Annotated in this window: 12 protein-coding genes; 7 read left to right on the top strand and 5 right to left on the bottom strand. The window is 71.4% G+C overall.

The genetic code is table 11. The annotated features are described in order from the left end of the window. Position 1: 1 nt before the first annotated feature. Together ACZ5VQ_RS31390 and ACZ5VQ_RS31385 are read right to left on the bottom strand one after the other, a co-directional pair. Positions 2 to 1,552, bottom strand: a complete 1,551-nt coding sequence (locus ACZ5VQ_RS31390; RefSeq protein WP_469107846.1) for an acyl-CoA synthetase — start codon at positions 1,550 to 1,552, stop codon at positions 2 to 4. Beyond that, the gene (locus ACZ5VQ_RS31385; RefSeq protein WP_469107845.1) at positions 1,549 to 2,658 is read right to left on the bottom strand and encodes an NAD(P)H-dependent flavin oxidoreductase; all 1,110 of its coding nucleotides are present in this window, start codon (positions 2,656 to 2,658) and stop codon (positions 1,549 to 1,551) included. Before ACZ5VQ_RS31385 ends, ACZ5VQ_RS31390 begins: the two co-directional genes overlap by 4 nt. 200 nt (positions 2,659 to 2,858) lie before the next feature. On the opposite strand from ACZ5VQ_RS31385, the gene ACZ5VQ_RS31380 reads away from it, so the two are divergent. Continuing rightward, positions 2,859 to 4,646 (top strand): serine hydrolase domain-containing protein, encoded by a 1,788-nt coding sequence (locus ACZ5VQ_RS31380; RefSeq protein ID WP_469107844.1) that lies wholly within the window; start codon positions 2,859 to 2,861, stop codon positions 4,644 to 4,646. 77 nt (positions 4,647 to 4,723) lie between these two features. On the opposite strand, the gene ACZ5VQ_RS31375 is transcribed toward ACZ5VQ_RS31380, so the two are convergent. From ACZ5VQ_RS31375 to ACZ5VQ_RS31365, 3 genes are all read right to left on the bottom strand, one after another. Beyond that, on the bottom strand, positions 4,724 to 6,307 hold the full coding sequence (locus ACZ5VQ_RS31375) for a phytoene desaturase family protein (protein WP_469107843.1): 1,584 nt from the start codon (positions 6,305 to 6,307) through the stop codon (positions 4,724 to 4,726). A gap of 186 nt (positions 6,308 to 6,493) precedes the next feature. After that, positions 6,494 to 8,719 carry a serine/threonine-protein kinase gene (locus tag ACZ5VQ_RS31370; RefSeq protein ID WP_469108020.1) on the bottom strand — a complete coding sequence of 742 codons (2,226 nt, stop codon included), beginning with the start codon at positions 8,717 to 8,719 and terminating at the stop codon, positions 6,494 to 6,496. A 241-nt stretch (positions 8,720 to 8,960) separates the two neighbouring features. Further along, on the bottom strand, positions 8,961 to 9,125 hold the full coding sequence (locus tag ACZ5VQ_RS31365) for a hypothetical protein (RefSeq protein ID WP_469107842.1): 165 nt from the start codon (positions 9,123 to 9,125) through the stop codon (positions 8,961 to 8,963). A gap of 380 nt (positions 9,126 to 9,505) precedes the next feature. On the opposite strand from ACZ5VQ_RS31365, the gene ACZ5VQ_RS31360 reads away from it, so the two are divergent. From ACZ5VQ_RS31360 to ACZ5VQ_RS31335, 6 genes are all read left to right on the top strand, one after another. Then, a complete protein-coding gene (locus ACZ5VQ_RS31360) occupies positions 9,506 to 10,351 on the top strand; it encodes an MFS transporter (protein ID WP_469107841.1) in 846 nt (281 codons plus the stop codon). 141 nt (positions 10,352 to 10,492) lie between these two features. Next, complete coding sequence (locus ACZ5VQ_RS31355; RefSeq protein ID WP_469107840.1) at positions 10,493 to 11,656, top strand: ABC transporter substrate-binding protein; 1,164 nt, start codon at positions 10,493 to 10,495, stop codon at positions 11,654 to 11,656. A 77-nt stretch (positions 11,657 to 11,733) separates the two neighbouring features. Further along, on the top strand, positions 11,734 to 12,957 hold the full coding sequence (locus ACZ5VQ_RS31350) for a sensor histidine kinase (RefSeq protein ID WP_469107839.1): 1,224 nt from the start codon (positions 11,734 to 11,736) through the stop codon (positions 12,955 to 12,957). Continuing rightward, positions 12,954 to 13,628, top strand: coding sequence for a response regulator transcription factor (locus ACZ5VQ_RS31345; RefSeq protein ID WP_469107838.1), 675 nt, complete (start codon positions 12,954 to 12,956; stop codon positions 13,626 to 13,628). Before ACZ5VQ_RS31350 ends, ACZ5VQ_RS31345 begins: the two co-directional genes overlap by 4 nt. A gap of 433 nt (positions 13,629 to 14,061) precedes the next feature. Beyond that, positions 14,062 to 15,108, top strand: a complete 1,047-nt coding sequence (locus ACZ5VQ_RS31340) for a 2,5-dihydroxypyridine 5,6-dioxygenase NicX family protein (RefSeq protein WP_469107837.1) — start codon at positions 14,062 to 14,064, stop codon at positions 15,106 to 15,108. A gap of 61 nt (positions 15,109 to 15,169) precedes the next feature. After that, positions 15,170 to 16,438 (top strand): FAD-dependent monooxygenase, encoded by a 1,269-nt coding sequence (locus ACZ5VQ_RS31335; RefSeq protein ID WP_469107836.1) that lies wholly within the window; start codon positions 15,170 to 15,172, stop codon positions 16,436 to 16,438. Positions 16,439 to 16,492: the final 54 nt, after the last annotated feature.

Here is a 16,492-nt window from a genome sequence, read left to right as displayed (position 1 = left end):
CTCACACGGGACGGGTCCGCCCCTCCCAGTACGGGTCCCGCAGTCGCCGCTTGTAGAGCTTGCCGTTGGGATCGCGCGGCATCGTCTCGATGAAGTCGACGCTCCTGGGCCGCTTGTACCCGGCCAGCTGCCGCTCGCAGTGCTCCAGGATCGCGGTGGCCAGCGCCTCGCCCGCCTCGAAGCCCGGGGCCGGCTCCACGACTGCCTTGACCGCCTCGCCCCAGTCGTCGTGCGGGATCCCGAAGGCGGCGGCGTCGGCGACGGCGGGGTGGGTGAGCAGGGCGGCCTCGATCTCGGCGGGGTAGATGTTGACCCCGCCCGAGATGATCATGTCGATCTTGCGGTCGCGGAGGAAGAGATAGCCGTCCTCGTCGAGATACCCCAGGTCACCGACGGTGAAGAAGTCACCGATGCGGTTCTTCTTCGTCTTGCTCTCGTCCTTGTGGTACGAGAATCCGCCCGTGCTCATCTTCATGTAGACGGTGCCCAGTTCACCGGGCGGCAGCCTGTTTCCGTCGTCGTCGAAGACGGCCAGCTCGCTGATGGGCCAGGCCTTGCCGACCGTGCCGGGCTTCTTCAGCCAGTCCTCGGCGGTCGCGAAGGCACCGCCGCCCTCACTGGCGGCGTAGTACTCCTCGACACTGTGGCCCCACCACTCGATCATGGCCCGTTTCACGTGGTCGGGGCACGGGGCGGCACCGTGGATGGCGTGCCGCATGGACGAGACGTCGTAGGCCGCCCTTGTACGGTCCGGCAATGCGAGCAGCCGGTGGAACTGGGTCGGGACCATGTGGGTGTGCGTGCACCGGTGGGCGTCGATGAGCCGCAGCATCTCCTCGGGCGTCCACTTGTCCATCAGCACCAGCCGGTGCCCGATGTGCAGCGACGCGCCCGCGAACTGGAGGACCGCCGTGTGGTAGAGCGGCGAGCACACCAGATGCACGTTGTCGTCGAACGGCTTGATGCCGAAGATGCCGAGGAAGCCGCCGAGGTAGGTCTCCTCGGGGAGCTTGCCGGGCAGGGGCCGCCGGATGCCGCGCGGGCGGCCGGTGGTCCCTGAGGTGTAGTTCATGACCCAGCCGAGCGTGCGGTCCTCCGGCACCGACCCGGGCTGTCCGTCGAGGAGTTCGGCGTACGGCCGGAAGCCCTCGACCGCGCCGACCGCGTACCGCCGCTCCTCGGGGAGCTTGGCCTCGTCGGCCGCATGGCGTGCGGCGTCGGCGAACCGCTCGTGCGCGATCAGCACCTTGGCGCCTGAGTCGGAGACGATCCATGCGATCTCCGGGCCGACGAGATGGTGGTTGACGGGCACGAGATAGAAGCCGGCCTGCGAGGCGGCGAGGTACGCGGTGAAGAATTCGACGCCATTGGGCAGCACGACGGCGAAGGCGTCGCCGCGTTCGAGCCCGGCGGCACGCAGTCCGTGCACCAGCCGGTTGGTCTCGGCGTGCAGGCGTCCTGCGGTCCACTCCTCGCCGTCGGTCGCGAAGAGGACGGTGCGCTCGGGGTCGGCGGTGGCCTGGGCCCAGAAGCCGCCTGGGGGCTGGCTCACTCGTGGCTCCTTCCGGCGATGCGGTTGAGTCGGTCGACGGCCTTCTCGAAGTCGCGGGTGAGGTCGTCGACGACTTCCTGGACGCTGCGTTCGCTGTTCATCCGGCCGACGATCTGTCCCACGGGGGTCCCGAGCAGCGGTTCGACCTCGTGCCGCTGGATCCGCGAGACCGCGTCGGCGACCAGCAGCCCCTGCAGAGGCATGGGAAGCGTGCCGGGTCCGTTCGGGTCGTCCCAGGCGTCGGTCCATTCGGTACGCAGCTGACGTGCGGGTTTCCCGGTCAGCGCGCGCGAGCGGACCGTGTCGCCCGACCCGGCGGCGAGCAGCTTCCGGGTCAGGGCGCGCGAGTGCATGTCGGCCTCGGTGACGGTCAGCCATATGGAGCCGAGCCACACACCCTGGGCGCCGAGAGTGAGCGCGGCGGCCATCTGCTGTCCGCTGCCGATGCCGCCCGCCGCGAGCACGGGCAACGGGTCGACGGCCTCGACGACTTCGGGCGTCAGGACCATCGAGGCGATGTCACCGGTGTGGCCGCCTGCCTCGTAGCCCTGCGCGACGACGATGTCGATGCCCGCCTCCGCGTGCTTGCGCGCGTGCCGGGCACTGCCCGCGAGCGCGGCGACGAGCACGTTCCGCTCGTGGGCGCGCTCGATGACGTCGGCGGGCGGTGAGCCGAGCGCGTTGGCCAGCAGCTTGATCGGATAGTCGAAGGCGACGTCGAGCTGGTTGCGGGCGACCTGTTCCATCCAGCCGGTGATACGCCAGCCGGAGGCCTCGCCCTCGGCGAGTTCGGGCACTCCGTACTTGGCCAGGGTGTCCGTGACGTACTGGCGGTGTCCCTCGGGGATCATCGCCTCCACGTCCGCCTCGGTCACGCCCTCGACCTTCTTGGCGGGCATGACGACGTCCAGTCCGTACGGCATGCCGTCGACGTGCGCCTCGATCCAGTCGAGGTCGCGTTTCAGGTCGTCGGGGGCGGTGTAGCGGACCGCACCGAGCACGCCGAACCCGCCGGCCCGGCTGATGGCAGCGGCGACGGCGGGGAACGGCGTGAAGCCGAAGAGGGCGTGCTCGACTCCCAGTTTCTTGCTCAGCTCCGTCTGCATGAGCGCAGGATGCCGCAGACCTCCGGACGAAGGAAGACCTTTTCTGATGGGTCGTCAGTTTCCATCGGTTTTCCCGAACCCGGACCGGTCCGGACGGCACCGTTGACACACCCCTCGTCCGACACAAAAGTTTCACCGAGCACAGCGAACTCGGAAAGATACTTTCAGGCGGCAGCGGCGGCACAACGGGAGGCTCCTCGATGACGGACAGAGCGGGCGGCGGGCCGACCCGACGTCAACTGGGCCGGGGTTTGACGGCGTTGGGCGGCGCACTGCTCCTCGCGCCCCTCCCCGCCGCGTCGGCGGCACCCGACACCGCCGAGGGCGACGGCGACGCTCACGGCCGCCCGACGCTGCGGCACGGCTCCGCCGAACGCGCCGGACTGCTCCCCGCCCACCTGCGCCAACTCGTCACCGACGCCGAGACGTTCCTCGGCCCCTCCCCCAAGTACCCCTGGTACGCGGGCGCCGTGCTGCTCGCCGGACGCGGCGGCACGGTCGCGCTGCACCATCCGATCGGCAAGGCCGTGCGCTACTCGGCGTACGACGAGAAGACCGACACCGCTGTGGAGTTCCCCGCCGACCAGCAGATCGCAATGGCGCGGGACACGGTCTTCGACCTCGCCTCGGTGTCGAAGCTGTTCACGTCGATCCTCGCCGTACAGCAGATCGAGCGCGGCACGCTGGAGCTGGACGGAAAGGTCGCCTCCTACCTCCCGGACTTCGGCGGCGCGGGCAAGCAGGACATCACGATCCGTCAACTGCTCACCCACACCTCGGGGTTCCGCGTCTGGATCCCGCTCTACAGCGCGCCGACGTACGAGGAGAAGCTCCAGCTCATCTGGAAGGAGGCGCCGCTCAACCCGCCGGGCACCAGGTACCTCTACTCGGACCTCAATCTGATCTCGCTCCAGCTCGTGCTTGAGAAGATCACCGGTCGCGCCCTGGACGCCCTGCTGCGAAGCGAGATCACCGATCCGCTCGGAATGCGCCGCACCCGCTTCAACCCGCCCGCCTCCTGGAAGCCGAAGATCGCCGCCACCGAGGACGCCCGCAAACCGTGGTCGGGGCTCGACCGCGGCCTGGTCCGGGGCGAGGTGCACGACGAGAACGCGTACAGCCTCGGCGGTGTGGCGGGCCACGCCGGTGTCTTCTCCACCGCGTGGGACCTGGCGGTCCTCGGCCGGACACTGCTCAACGGTGGCGTGTACGGCAGGGCGCGCATCCTGGAGCCCGAGTCGGTGGAGTTGATGTTCACCGACTTCAACACGGCGTTCCCGGGCGACGAGCACGGCCTGGGCTTCGAGCTCTACCAGCACTGGTACATGGGCGCGATGGCCACACCGCGCACCGCGGGCCACACCGGTTTCACCGGCACCTCGCTCGTCCTCGACCCGACGACCGACTCGTTCCTCATCGTGCTCGGCAACTCCGTCCATCCCGTGCGCAGTTGGCGGTCGGGTTCCGCTCCCCGGGTGGCCGCCGCCAACAACCTGGCCCGCGCCGTGCCGGTCCGGCCCGCGCGAGGACGTACGGCCTGGTTCTCCGGCATGGCGACCGCCACGTCCGCCACGCTGACGCTGCCCGCGCTGGATCTCGGCGCGGGAGGCCGTCTGCGGTGCGCCCTGTGGTGGGACACCGAACCGCAGGCGGACGCTCTCTTCCTGGAAGCCTCGACGGACGGCGGCACGACGTGGCAGCCGGTGCCGTTCACCACCGTCCGGCACGGCGAGGCCGCCCAGGACCATCCCGCCGGTTCCGTCACCGGCTGGGCTGGCCGGGCCTGGCACCGGCTCTCCGCGGATCTCCCCGAGGCCCGCCAACTCGTCCTGCGCTGGCGGTACACGACGGACCGGCTCTACGTCGGCCGAGGCACGTACGTGGACGCGCAGCGCGTCGCGGACGACGACCGGGTCGTGTTCGACGAGGCGAGGCCCGCGGACGCGGCACGGATCGAGGCGGTGGGGTGGACGGCGGCCAAGGACTGACGGGCGCCGACGCCAACGCCAGCGGCGACCGCGGCTGCGACCGCGTGAACGAGCCGTCGCCGGACACTACTTGGCGGTCACGGAGACTCCTCCAGCACCGCCATGGCCGCGTTGTGTCCGGGCACTCCGCTCACCCCGCCGCCGCGCACGGCGCCCGCGCCGCACAGCAGGACGTTCGCGTGTGCGGTCTCCACGCCCCAGCGGCCCGTGCCCTCCTGTGCGTAGGGGAAGGCGAGGTCGCGGTGGAAGATGTTGCCGCCGGGCAGCCGCAGGTCGCGCTCCAGATCGAGCGGTGTCTTCGCCTCGATGCAGGGGCGGCCGTCCGCGTCGGTCGCCAGGCAGTCGGCAAGCGGCTCGGCGAGGTGCGAGTCCAGTTGCGTGAGCGTGGACTTGAGCAGTTCCTCGCGTACGCCGTCGTTGTCGTGGGCGAAGAGCCGGGCGGGTGTGTGCAGGCCGAAGAGCGTGAGCGTGTGGTAGCCCTGCTGCACCAGGTCCGGGCCGAGGATCGTCGGATCGGTGAGCGAGTGGCAGTAGATCTCGGAGGGCGGCGCCTCGGGCAGCGCACCGGACGCGGCCTGGGCGTGAGCGGTCGCCAGTTGCTCGTATCCCTCGGCGATGTGGAAGGTACCGGAGAAGGCCTCGCGCGGATCGACGGACGTGTCGCGCAGCCGGGGCAGCCGCTTCAGCAGCATGTTCACCTTGAGCTGGGCGCCCTCGGCGGGGGCGGGCTGCTCGTCGCCGGTGAGCCGGGCAAGCTCCTGCGGTGAGGCGTTGACGAGGACGTGCCGGGCCGGGACCGTCCGTTCTTCGCCGTCCGCGGTCCGGTACGTGACCTCGGCGGCCCGCCCGTCGGTCTCCACGCGGACCGCCTCGTGGCCGGTGGCGACGACCGCGCCCGCGGCGCGCGCGGCCCCGGCGATCGCGTCGGTGAGCGCACCCATGCCACCGACCGGCACGTCCCAGGCGCCCGTACCACCGCCGATCACGTGGTAGAGGAAGCAGCGGTTCTGCCGCAGGGACGGGTCGTGGGCGTCGGCGAAGGTGCCGATGAGCGCGTCGGTGAGGACGACGCCGCGTACGAGGTCGTCGCTGAAGTTGTCCTCGACGGTCGCCCCGAGCGGCTCCTCGAAGAGGATCCGCCAGGCCTCCTCGTCGTCGATGCGGCCGCGCAGTTCGTCGCGCGTGGGCAGCGGTTCGGTGAGGGTGGGGAACACCTTCTTGGCGACGCGGCCGGTCATCCCGTAGAAGCGCTGCCATGCCTGGTACTCGCGGGGGGACCCGGTCAGCTTGGCGAAGGCTTCCCTGGTACGCCGTTCGCCGCCCCCGACGAGCAGCCCGGTCGGCCGTCCGTCACGCTCGGTGGGTGTGTACGAGGACACGGTACGGCCGCGGACCCGGAAGTCGAGGCCGAGGTCCCGCACGATCTTCCGCGGCAGCAGGCTGACCAGGTACGAGTACCGCGACAGCCGGGCGTCGACACCGGCGAACGGCCGGGTGGACACGGCAGCCCCGCCGGTGACCCCCAGCCGCTCCAGAACCAGCACGGACTTCCCGGCCCGCGCCAGATAGGCGGCGGCAACCAGCCCGTTGTGCCCCCCGCCGACGATGACGACGTCCTGCTCCCGGTATCCCTCGAATGCACCCATGTCTCTAGGTAACACGCAACGATCTAGGTCGGCCAGACACACGCGGCAACCGGCCCCGTAAGGGGCGCGGGCCGCGAGGGGGCCGAGGTCCCGTAAGGGGCGCGGGGAACTGCGCACCCAGCCACGGCCGACCCGCAGCCGAAGAACAACCGGGGTCCGGGGCGCAGCCCCGGTCTCGATCCCGCGCACCCCGGCGGAGCGTCACCGCTGCTGACGCAAAGCCGCCACCCTCCGGTACAACTCCACCGCCTCCGCACCACGCCCCAGCTGCTCCAGGCAGTGCGCCTCGTCGTTGCGGCTGGCCAGCGCGTCGGGATGGTCACCGCCCAGCACACGCTCGCGCGCGGCGGCCACCTGGCGGTACTCCGTGAGCGCGTCGGCCCACCGGCCGAGCCAGCCGAGCCCTACGGCGACCTCGCGCCGGCTCACCAGGGTGTCCGGGTGGTCGGGGCCGAGCACGCGCTCGCGGATCGCGCAGACGTCACGGGACTCCGCCAGCGCCTCCTCCCACCGGCCGAGCCGGCCGAGGTTGACGCCGAGCCCGTGCCGGGCGCGCAGGGTCTCGGGGTGGGCGGGGCCGTGGACGCGGGTGCGATCGTCGATCAGGCCGCGGTACAGCTCCAGTGCCTGGGCGCTGCGCCCGAGCCGGCCGAGGCTGATGCCGACCTCGTAGCGCGCGGCGAGCGTGTCGGGGTGGTCGGGGCCGAGCGCCTGCGCCCGCGCCTCGGCGACCTCCTGGTATGTCTGCAGTGCCTCCAGCCAGCGGCCCAACTGCCCGAGCGCGTACGCGACTTCGTACCGTGTGACGAGTGTGTCGGGATGGTTCGCGCCGAGTACCCGGGCGCGGGCCGCGGCCACCTCGCTCGCCATCCGGTACGAGTCCTCCAGTCGCCCGACTCTGCTGAGGTTGAAGGCGAGGTTGTGGCGGCAGCGCAGGGTGTCGGGGTGGTCGGGCCCCATGGCGCGTTCCCGGGCCGCCAGCACGGCCGTGTAGACCTGGTGTGCTTCGAAGTGGCGGCCCAACTGGCCCAGTACATAGGCCATTTCCTGGCGGGCGGCGAGGGTGTCCGGGTGGTCGGGGCCGAACACGTGCTCCCTGGTCTGGGCCACGTGCCCGTATTCGCGCAGGGCGTCGGCGGGGCGGCCGGTGCGGCTGAGGGTGAAGCCGACCTCGTAGCGGCTGGCCAGCGTGTCGGGGTGGTCGGGGCCGAGCGCGTGTTCGCGTTCGGCGGCGACCGCGCGGTGCACCTCGCCCGCCTCCGCCCAGCGGCCGAGCCGCCCCAGGCTGAGTCCCGCGTTGTGCCTGCCGGTGAGGGTGGTGACCAACTCCGGTGACGGTGTGGGCCGTTCGGCGGGTCCCGGGTGCTGGGTGCCGCGCGTGTCGGTGCGGGCGATCCAGTCGCCGGTGAGGCCCGCCGCCGCGTCGGGCGGTGTCGTGCGCAGGCCCGCCCCGGTCGCCTTGTGGCCGGTGGTCATACCGCGGGTCCAGGAGGGCAGCCGCTCCTCGCGGGCGGCGGGCCGCTCCGGCGCCGCGGGCCGCACCGGGGGCGACACCACGGTCGGCACGTACGCCGGTGCGGTGCGGCCCGCGCCGATGCGGCGGCCCAGCTCACGGGCGTCGTGCGGCCGCTGCTCGGGCTCCTTGGCCAGCAGGTCCAGGATGAGCCGGTCCAGGAACTCGGGGAGCTCGGCGCGATGGCGGCGCGGCGGCTCGGGGGCCGTGTCCCGGTGTCCGACCAGGACCGCCCACGCGTCGTCGAGGTCGAACGGCGGGGCCCCGGTGGCGATCTCGTACAGCACACAGCCGAAGGAGTAGAGGTCGCTGCGGTGGTCGACCTGGTCGCCGCCGATCTGCTCCGGCGACATGTAGTGCGGGGTGCCCATGGCGATGCCGGTACCGGTGAGTCTGGAGGTGAAGCCGATGTCGTGCCCGAGGCGGGCGATGCCGAAGTCGCAGATCTTCACCGTGCCGTCGCCGAGCCGCATGATGTTCGCGGGCTTCAGATCCCGGTGCACGATGCCCTGTTGATGGGTGTACGCGAGGGCGGCGGCCGCCTGTTCGCCGATCTCCACGATGTCGGCGACGGGCAGCGGATGCTGTTTGTTGTCCTCCAGGAGCTGGCTGAGGTTGCGTCCGTCCAGCAGCTCCATCACCAGATAGAGCACGCCGTCCGACTCGCCGAAGTCGTGGACGACGGTCACCCCACGGTGCTGGAGGGCCGCGGCCACCCGCGCCTCACGGCGGAACCGCTCCCGCAGGACACGGGTGAACGAGTTGTCGTGGTGCTGTCCCAACGGTTTGAGGCACTTCACGGCGACCTGTCTGCCCAGCGACTCGTCCCGGGCACGCCACACCTCACCCATCCCCCCTCGACCGATCAGGTCGAGCAACCGGTACCGGCCCTGGATCAGCCTGGTGTCCCCCATCTGCTGCGATCGCCCCCGTCGTTCGGCCCCGCCCTCCCCTGGCTCGTCCAGTATGGCGAGCTGTCGTCCGACTTTGTACGGGGCCGCGCGCGAGCCGGGTCCGAGCCGTGACATCGCGCGGATAATGTGTTTGCGCTGCAGTTGCCAACGTAGACGTGCGGGAACGCAGTGCAACACGGTGCCGGTGAGTCGCAGTTGCCGCGTCACCGTGCCGGGCGACCGTACGGATCTTCCGTACAACTCATGGGCGTACGACGGCAGTGAGGCGTACGCCACCTGCGCCACCCACCGCCGCGACAACGCGCGCCGGGACCAGCAGTGGATGGCTGGACGGCCGCCACACGAAGTCGTCGGCGTCCCGCACCTCCGGCCCCGCGGCCGGCTCCGGGTCGGTCGCCGTGAGCATCGTGTGAATCTTCCGCGCCCGCGCACCGGCTCTCTCAGCGGCCTCGTTCGTCCCGTACGTGACGACCTGCCGGCCCGCGCCCAGGGCATCAGCGGTCGCATGGGATGGCACCCGAAGTCCCCAGCACGGCCCCCGGAGCCCTGCGTTCGCCCGTCCGCGCGTGGCTACGGTCTGTGCATGTCCCTCAGTGCCGCAGGTCGGGCGGAGGCAGGGCATCCCGCGTCCAGGGCCGGCGCCCGAAGGGCCGCGACCCTCGCGTTCGCCGCGCAAGGTGTGTCCGTCGCCGCCGTATATACGACAAGGCTGCCGTCGGCTGCGCGTACATCCTCTTCGGGATCGCTGTCGGCGCCCTCGACGTCGGGGTCAACACCCGGGCAGCGGTGATCGAACGCGCCTACGGCCGCAGTGTCTTCGGCTCCTTCTACACGGCGTGGAGCGTGGGTGGTGTCGTCGCGGCCCTGCTCACCGCCGGAGCGGCCCGGCTGGAGTGGCCGGTGGCGGACGGACTGAACCTTCAGACGGGCATCCTGCTCGTCCTGGCCCTCTGTATCCGCACGCACGCCCTGCCCGCCTCCTCCGAAGAGCCGTCGGACACTCCGGCGGAGCCGCCGCTGGGGCGCCGTGTGTGGATCCGGCTCCTTCCCTTCGGCCTGGTCCTCCTCGTCGTCTACGTCGTGGACTCCACCGTCTCGGCCTGGTCGGCGGTCTATCTGCGCCAGACCCTCGCCGCGTCACTCACGGTCGCGCCGATGGCGTACGCGGCCTACCAGGCGGGCACGGTCGTCGGCCGCGCCGCCACCGACCGACTCGTGCAGAGGATCGGAGCGGTCGCCGTCGTCCGCGTCGCCGCGCTGTTGGTCGCGGGCGCCCTGGCGGGCATGGCCGCGGCGCCGAGCTGGCCGTTCGCCGTGTTCTCGGCCGGGGCGGTGGGCCTGGGGGCCTCCGTCCTGGCGCCGCTGTGTCTGGCCTCCGCCGCACGGCTGCGTCCCGCTGCCTCGGAGGCGATCCTGGCCCGTCTGAACCTCTTCAACTACGCGGGCGTGGTCGCCGGTGGGGCGGTGAGCGGGCTCCTCGGCTCCACCGGCGATTTCCGTCTCGCCTACGCGGCACCGGCCGCCCTGGCGGTTCTTGTCCTCGCCTGCGCCCGCCATTTCACCCGGCCGCCGAGCCCGGTCCGTACCGGTTCTCCGCAGGCCGCAAGGAGCGCCGTTCCACCGAAGGGTTGAACGGGGTGCGTGCTTATGGGCGATGCGTCGACACGCGCCGCGGCCGGAGACTCGTCTCGCCCGCGGTCGCCCCGGATCGAAGCCGAGGCCGCGACGTGCGAGACCAATGCCCAGCAGGCGGAGAAAGGACCCACCCCACTCATGTCCAGCAACATCAGCAGGCGCAACGTTCTCGCGGTCGGTGCCGGAGCGACACTGGCCGCAGCGACCGGGGCCGCAACGGCGAGCGCCGCGGAGACCGGGCGCGGCGACAGGAAAAGCGCCGGATCGTCCTCCGGTGCCTCCGGCCGCGAGGAGACCCGTTCGCTCGACCAGTTGTACGCGGCCGCTCTCGCCGAGGGCGGAAAGCTCGTCGTCTACGCGGGCGGCGATGTCGACGAGCAGCTGGCCGGCGTCAGGACAGGGTTCAAGAGCAGGTTCCCTGACATCGACCTGACCATCATCGTGGACTACAGCAAGTTCCACGACGTCCGCATCGACAACCAGCTCGCCACGGGCACCCTGGTCCCGGACGTCGTCCAGCTCCAGACGCTCCAGGACTTCACCCGCTGGGACCGGCAGGGCGAGCTGCTGCCCTACAAGCCCGCCGGGTTCTCCGCCGTCCACCCGAAGTTCAAGGACCCGGGCGGTGCCTGGACGGCGGTCATGGCGGTCGCCTTCAGCTTCGTGTACAACGTGGCGGCGGTCGGCGCCGACGTGCCCCGTACACCGCTGGACTTCGTCGACCCGCGATGGAAGGGCGCCATCGCCTCCTCGTACCCGCACGACGACGACGCGGTGCTCTATCTGTTCTCGCTCTACGTGCGGAAGTATGGCTGGGAGTGGGTCGCGAAGTTCGCCGGGCAGCAGCCGCAGTTCGCCCGCGGCTCCCACAAGGCGGGCGTCGCGGTGGGCGCCGGGCAGAAGAGCGTCGGCGTCGGTTCGTCGGGCAGCCTGCTCGCCACCGGCGGGGCGTCGCGGTGGGCCCTTCCCAGCGAGGGTCACCCGTTCATGGCGTGGGGCCAGCGGGCCGCGATCCTGAGGCAGGGGGCCCACCCCACGGCCGCCAAGCTGTACCTGAACTGGATGCTGTCCCCCGAGGTCCAGGGGTCGTCGTACAGCGGCTGGTCGGTACGTACGGATGTCCCGCTGAAGAGCGGCCTCAGGCCGATCTGGGAGTACAAGGACGCCAACCTCGACGGGTTCCCGGTGTTCATGGAGAACCGCGCCAGGGTCGAGCAGCTCAAGCAGACCTTCGCGCTGTACTTCGGCGAGGTCCAGGGCGCCCCCTCCCCCGGGGTCCTCGGCCTGCACCCGGGCCGCTGACGCGGATGGCCTCCTGCGGCTCGCTGCCGGTTTACGCCGGTCACACACAGGTTCGGGTTACAGTCTGCCGCCCTGTCATGACCGTCACCCAGCAGGGAGCCGCTGCCGTGTCCCCCTCTCGTTCCGCCCTGCGCAGGCTGTCCCTGTCGGCGTGGCACCTTCCGCACCTGGTCTTCCTGACCGTCGTCGTCGGCACCCTCGCCCGGCTCTTCGCCGTGCACACGTGGCTGTGCTGGATCGTCGCCCCGCCCATCGTGCTGCTGGCCCTGGCGTACGTGGGCGGGCTGGCGCGATGGGACCGGCTCGGCACCCGGGGCAGACCCGCCTGGCTGGGCCTGCTCCTGCTGCTGTGGGGGTACGTCTGCTGGGCCCTTCCGTCCGAACTCGCCACCGGGTACGTCTGGTTGGCCGTCCCCCTGGCCGTCGTCGCACAGCGCATGCCCGGACGCCGACTGCCTCTCGCGGGGCTCTGGCTGACGACCGCGCTGCTCGTGGCGACGCTCACCAGGACCGGCGGCGGCTTCGACCTCGAACTCGTCGCACCGCCGACCGCGGCCATCTGGGCGACCGTGGCCCTGCACCGCGCCCAGGACCGGCTGATGCGTGAACTGACCGCCACCAGAGGCGAGTTGGCAGCACGGCAGCGCGAGGCCGGGCGCCTTGCCGAGCGGGCCCGCCTGGCCCGGGACCTGCACGACACCCTGGCCCAGGAGATCGCCGGGAGCCGCATGCTGCTCCAGGCCGCCGACCGGGACTGGGAACGCCGGCCGGACGCGGCCAGGCGGCAGGTGCGGACCGTTGTCGACGCGCTCGGCACGCATCTCGCGGAGACCCGCGGCATCATCCACGACCTCACCCCGCCCGGTCTGGAACGCGACGGCCTGGAGACGGCACTGCACGACCTCTGCGCTCGCGCCGACGCGGCTCCGGGAGCTCCCGCGGTCTCCGTCTCCACACGGGGTGAGCCCGGTCCCGTACCCGCCGACCGGGCCGTCGCCCTCCTGCGCGTGACCCGCGGGCTGCTGGCGAACGCGTGCGAGCACGCCCGCGCCACGCATGTCCGGGTCACGCTTCACCACGCGGACGGGGCCGTGGCGGTCGAGGTGAGCGACGACGGAACGGGTTTCGACCCGGCGGCCACGCTCCCCGGAAGGCAGGGGCGTGGATTCGGACTGACCGCCGCACGCGACCGGCTGGCCGAGCTGGACGGCACGCTCACCGTCGACGGAGTGCCCGGCCGCGGGACCCGGGCCAGAGCCACCGTCCCGGTGCGGGCGCGCGTCACCGCGGGCGCGGCGTGAGCGAGGCTCCCGCGGTCGCGGTGCGGATCCTGATCGTGGACGACCATGCCGTGGTACGAGCCGGTCTGCGGGCCCTGCTGGAGGGTGAGCCCGGTTTCGACGTGATCGACGAGACGGGCGACGGCGAGCAGGCCGTGCTTCTCGCCGACCGGCACCGGCCCGACGTGGTCCTGATGGACCTGCGGCTGACGCAGGGCGGCGGCACGGGTTCCGACGCCGAGGTGGGCGGCATCACCGCGACGCGCCGGATCACGGCCACCGTTCCCGGCGTGAACGTCGTCGTCCTGACCAGCTACGGCAACAGAGGCGACGTCGTCCGTGCCATGGAGGCCGGCGCCCGTGGCTATGTCCTCAAGGCGGGTCCGCCCGAGGAACTCTTCCGGGCGGTACGCGCCGCCGCGGCCGGAGGCATGGGCCTGGCCCCTGAGGCCACCGCTCAACTGATCGGCGGGAGGACGAGCGGCGGCCCGGTGCTGAGCGAGCGGGAACTCGGGGTCATCAGGCTCCTCGCCCAGGGACACAGCAACCGGGCCATCGCGGGAGCCCTGCACCTCTCCGAGGCCACGGTCAAGACGCACCTCGTCCGCATCTACCGCAAGCTCGGCACCGAGAATCGGGCCAGCACGGTGTCGGAGGCCGTCCGGCGCGGACTGCTCGAAATCGGCGGATGAGGCGTCCGGCCGTCGCCCCCACACGCCCGCCCGCACAAGCCCTCCCTCAGCCGACCGGGGCGTGACGAGCACCCGGGAACGGTGCGCGAGCGAAGCCGAGGTCGAGCCGGAAATGCCGGATTTACCTGACGGCCCGTCATGAAATAACCGTGTTAACTCGGCGCGCGACCCCTTGCCAAGCCGAGATAGTACGTGTTCGGATTATCTCTGTCGGGCGGCACCCACCGTCCCGAAACCGCTGCTCAACTCATGCGCCGCGGGGTCTCTCCACCCTGCCTCCGCTCCCCGTCCCCCTTTTTTCGCTCTCCCCTTCTGTCCTCTCCCCGACTGTCGCTCTCCCCTTCCGTCGCCATGCCCGGAGCGTGCCTGCGCCATGCCCGCAGCCTGCGGAAGAGCGCAATCGGCAACCCTCAGCGAACCCTGGAGGAAGCACGTGTTCGACCTTTCGTCCGTCGACCTGCTCGACGCCTTCACACGCGAGCTGCGGCTGTGCAAGGTACGCAGCGGCGAGCACGTCGTAGTGCTGTCCGAGCCCGGCAGCCGCGGCGACTACGTCGCGGCCGCCTTCGGCGCCGCCAAGGCGTGCGGGGCGCATGTGATCTCCGCGACCGTGCCTGGTGGCAGCCCCGCGCCGATGCCCAGCACCCACACCGGTGCGGGTCCGGGCCTGGTCTCCGTACTCAACGACACCACCGCGCAGGATCTGCTGAAGTCGGCCGACCTGGTCGTCGACCTGACCCGCGAGGGCTTCATCCACGCGCCGGTCCAGCAGGAGATCCTGCGCGCCGGCACCCGCATCATCTTCGTCTGCGACGCACCCGACGTGCTGATCCGCAACCTGCCCAAGGAGGGCGACAAGGCCGAGGTGCTGGAGGGCGTCGACCTGCTGAAGCGGTCGTCCGTCATGCGGGTCACCTCGGACGCGGGCACCGACCTGATCGTTCAACTCGCCGGATCCAAGCCGGAGTTCCAGTGCGGCTTCGCCGACGATCCGGGCCGCTGGGACCACTGGCCGAGCACCATGGTGCTGTGCTGGCCGGAGATCTCCGACGGGCAGATCGTGCTCGCCGAGGGCGACATCCTGCTGCCCTTCAAGGAGTACGTCCGCACCCCCGTCACCCTGCAGATCGCGGGCGGGCACATCGAGAAGGTGTCCGGCGGCGCCGAGGCCGAGCTGCTGTCGACCTTCTTCGAGGACGCGCGGGACGAGTGGGCGCGCAGCCTCTCCCACATGGGCTGGGGTCTGATGCGTACGGCCGACTGGTTCGCCACGGCGATGTACGGCAAGGACGACCTGATGGGCATGGACGCCCGTGCCTTCGCCGGGAACTTCCTGTGGTCGACCGGGCCGCATCCGGTCCTCGGGCGTGAGTCGTACGCCCACCTGGACATCGCGATGCGCGGCTGCACCGTCACCGTCGACGACGTCGAGGTCGTCACCGGCGGAAGGCTGCCCGACGAGAACCCCACCGGCGGCTGACCCGGCGACGGAACCGGCCCGCGCACGAACCACCCGTACACGCCCGCCAGTTGGAGGAAGAGTGGCGTCCAGTCAGTCGTACGAAGTCACCGTCGTCGGGGGAGGTCTCGGCGGGCTCACCGCCGCGCTGGCTCTTCGGCAGCGGGGCCTGCGGGTCACCGTCCTGGAGCAGGCGGCCGAACTCGGCGAGGTCGGCGCGGGCATCCAGACGGCGCCCAACGCGAGCCGGGTGCTGATGGGGCTGGGGCTGCGCCGGCAGATGGAGGCCATCCACACCGAGCCGCTCGATCAGGTGCGGCGCCGGTGGAAGGACGGCGGCATCGTCGGCCTGACCTCGCTGGGGCAGCGCGTCAAGGAGCAGTTCAACGCGCCGTACTGGCATTACCACCGGGCCGATCTCCACCGCATCCTGCTGGACGCGTGCGTCGACCCCGCCGGACCCGGCCCCGTCGTGGAGGTGCACACCGCCAGCAAAGTCGTCGAGCTGGACCGCACGGACCCCGAGCGTCCCGTGGCGGTCACCGACGACGGGCGCCGCCACGTCGGCGACGCGCTCATCGGCGCCGACGGCATCCGCTCGCGGACACGTGACCTGATGGGCCTCCCCGACACCCTGGAGTTCTCCGGCGAGATGGCCTTCCGGGCGCTCATCCCCGGCGATCTGATCGCCGCCGACCCGGCGACGCGCTGGCTCATGGACCGCTTCCAGAGCACCATCTGGTACGGGCCCGACCGGCACCTCGTGCACTATGTGATCCGCGGCGGCGAGTACCTCAACGTCGTGGCGTGCGTGCCCTGTACGGACGAGGTCGCCGAGAAGTGGAGCGTGTCCGCGACCGCGCAGGACCTCGTGGAAGCGTTCCCCGGCTGGGACGACCGGGTGCCGGCCATGCTGTCCAAGGCGAAGGAGGACGTCTCCGCCTTCGCGCTCCACCATCGGCGTCGCGACCCGGTGTGGATGGACGGCCGGGTCGCCCTCCTCGGCGACGCCTGCCACGCGATGCTCCCCTACCAGGCGCAGGGCGCCTCGCAGGCCATGGAGGACGCCGCCGTACTGGCCGAGGAACTCGGCGCGGTGACGGCCTCCGGAGTCGAGGGAGCGCTGCGCCGCTATGTCGACCGGCGCGCCAAGCACGCAGGCATGGTCCAGGACGCGTCGCTGCGCAACAAGACCTTCTACCACCTGCCCGACGGCCCCGAACAGCGGGCCAGGGACGAGAAACTCAGGAACTTCGACGGGGAGTCGGACCTGTCCTACGACTGGCTGTGGTCGGGCACCCCGCTCAACGACCCGGATCTCGGCGCGTTCTCCTACCAGTTCGCCCGCTGAGCCCCTCCCCCCGGAACTGCCACCCCCTGCACCGTCCGGTCCGCACGCCGGAGC

It is taken from the genome of Streptomyces sp. NPDC033178 (assembly GCF_055577685.1).
Note: the sequence above shows the minus strand (reverse complement) of the source record. Positions and strands in the feature narration are given on the sequence as shown.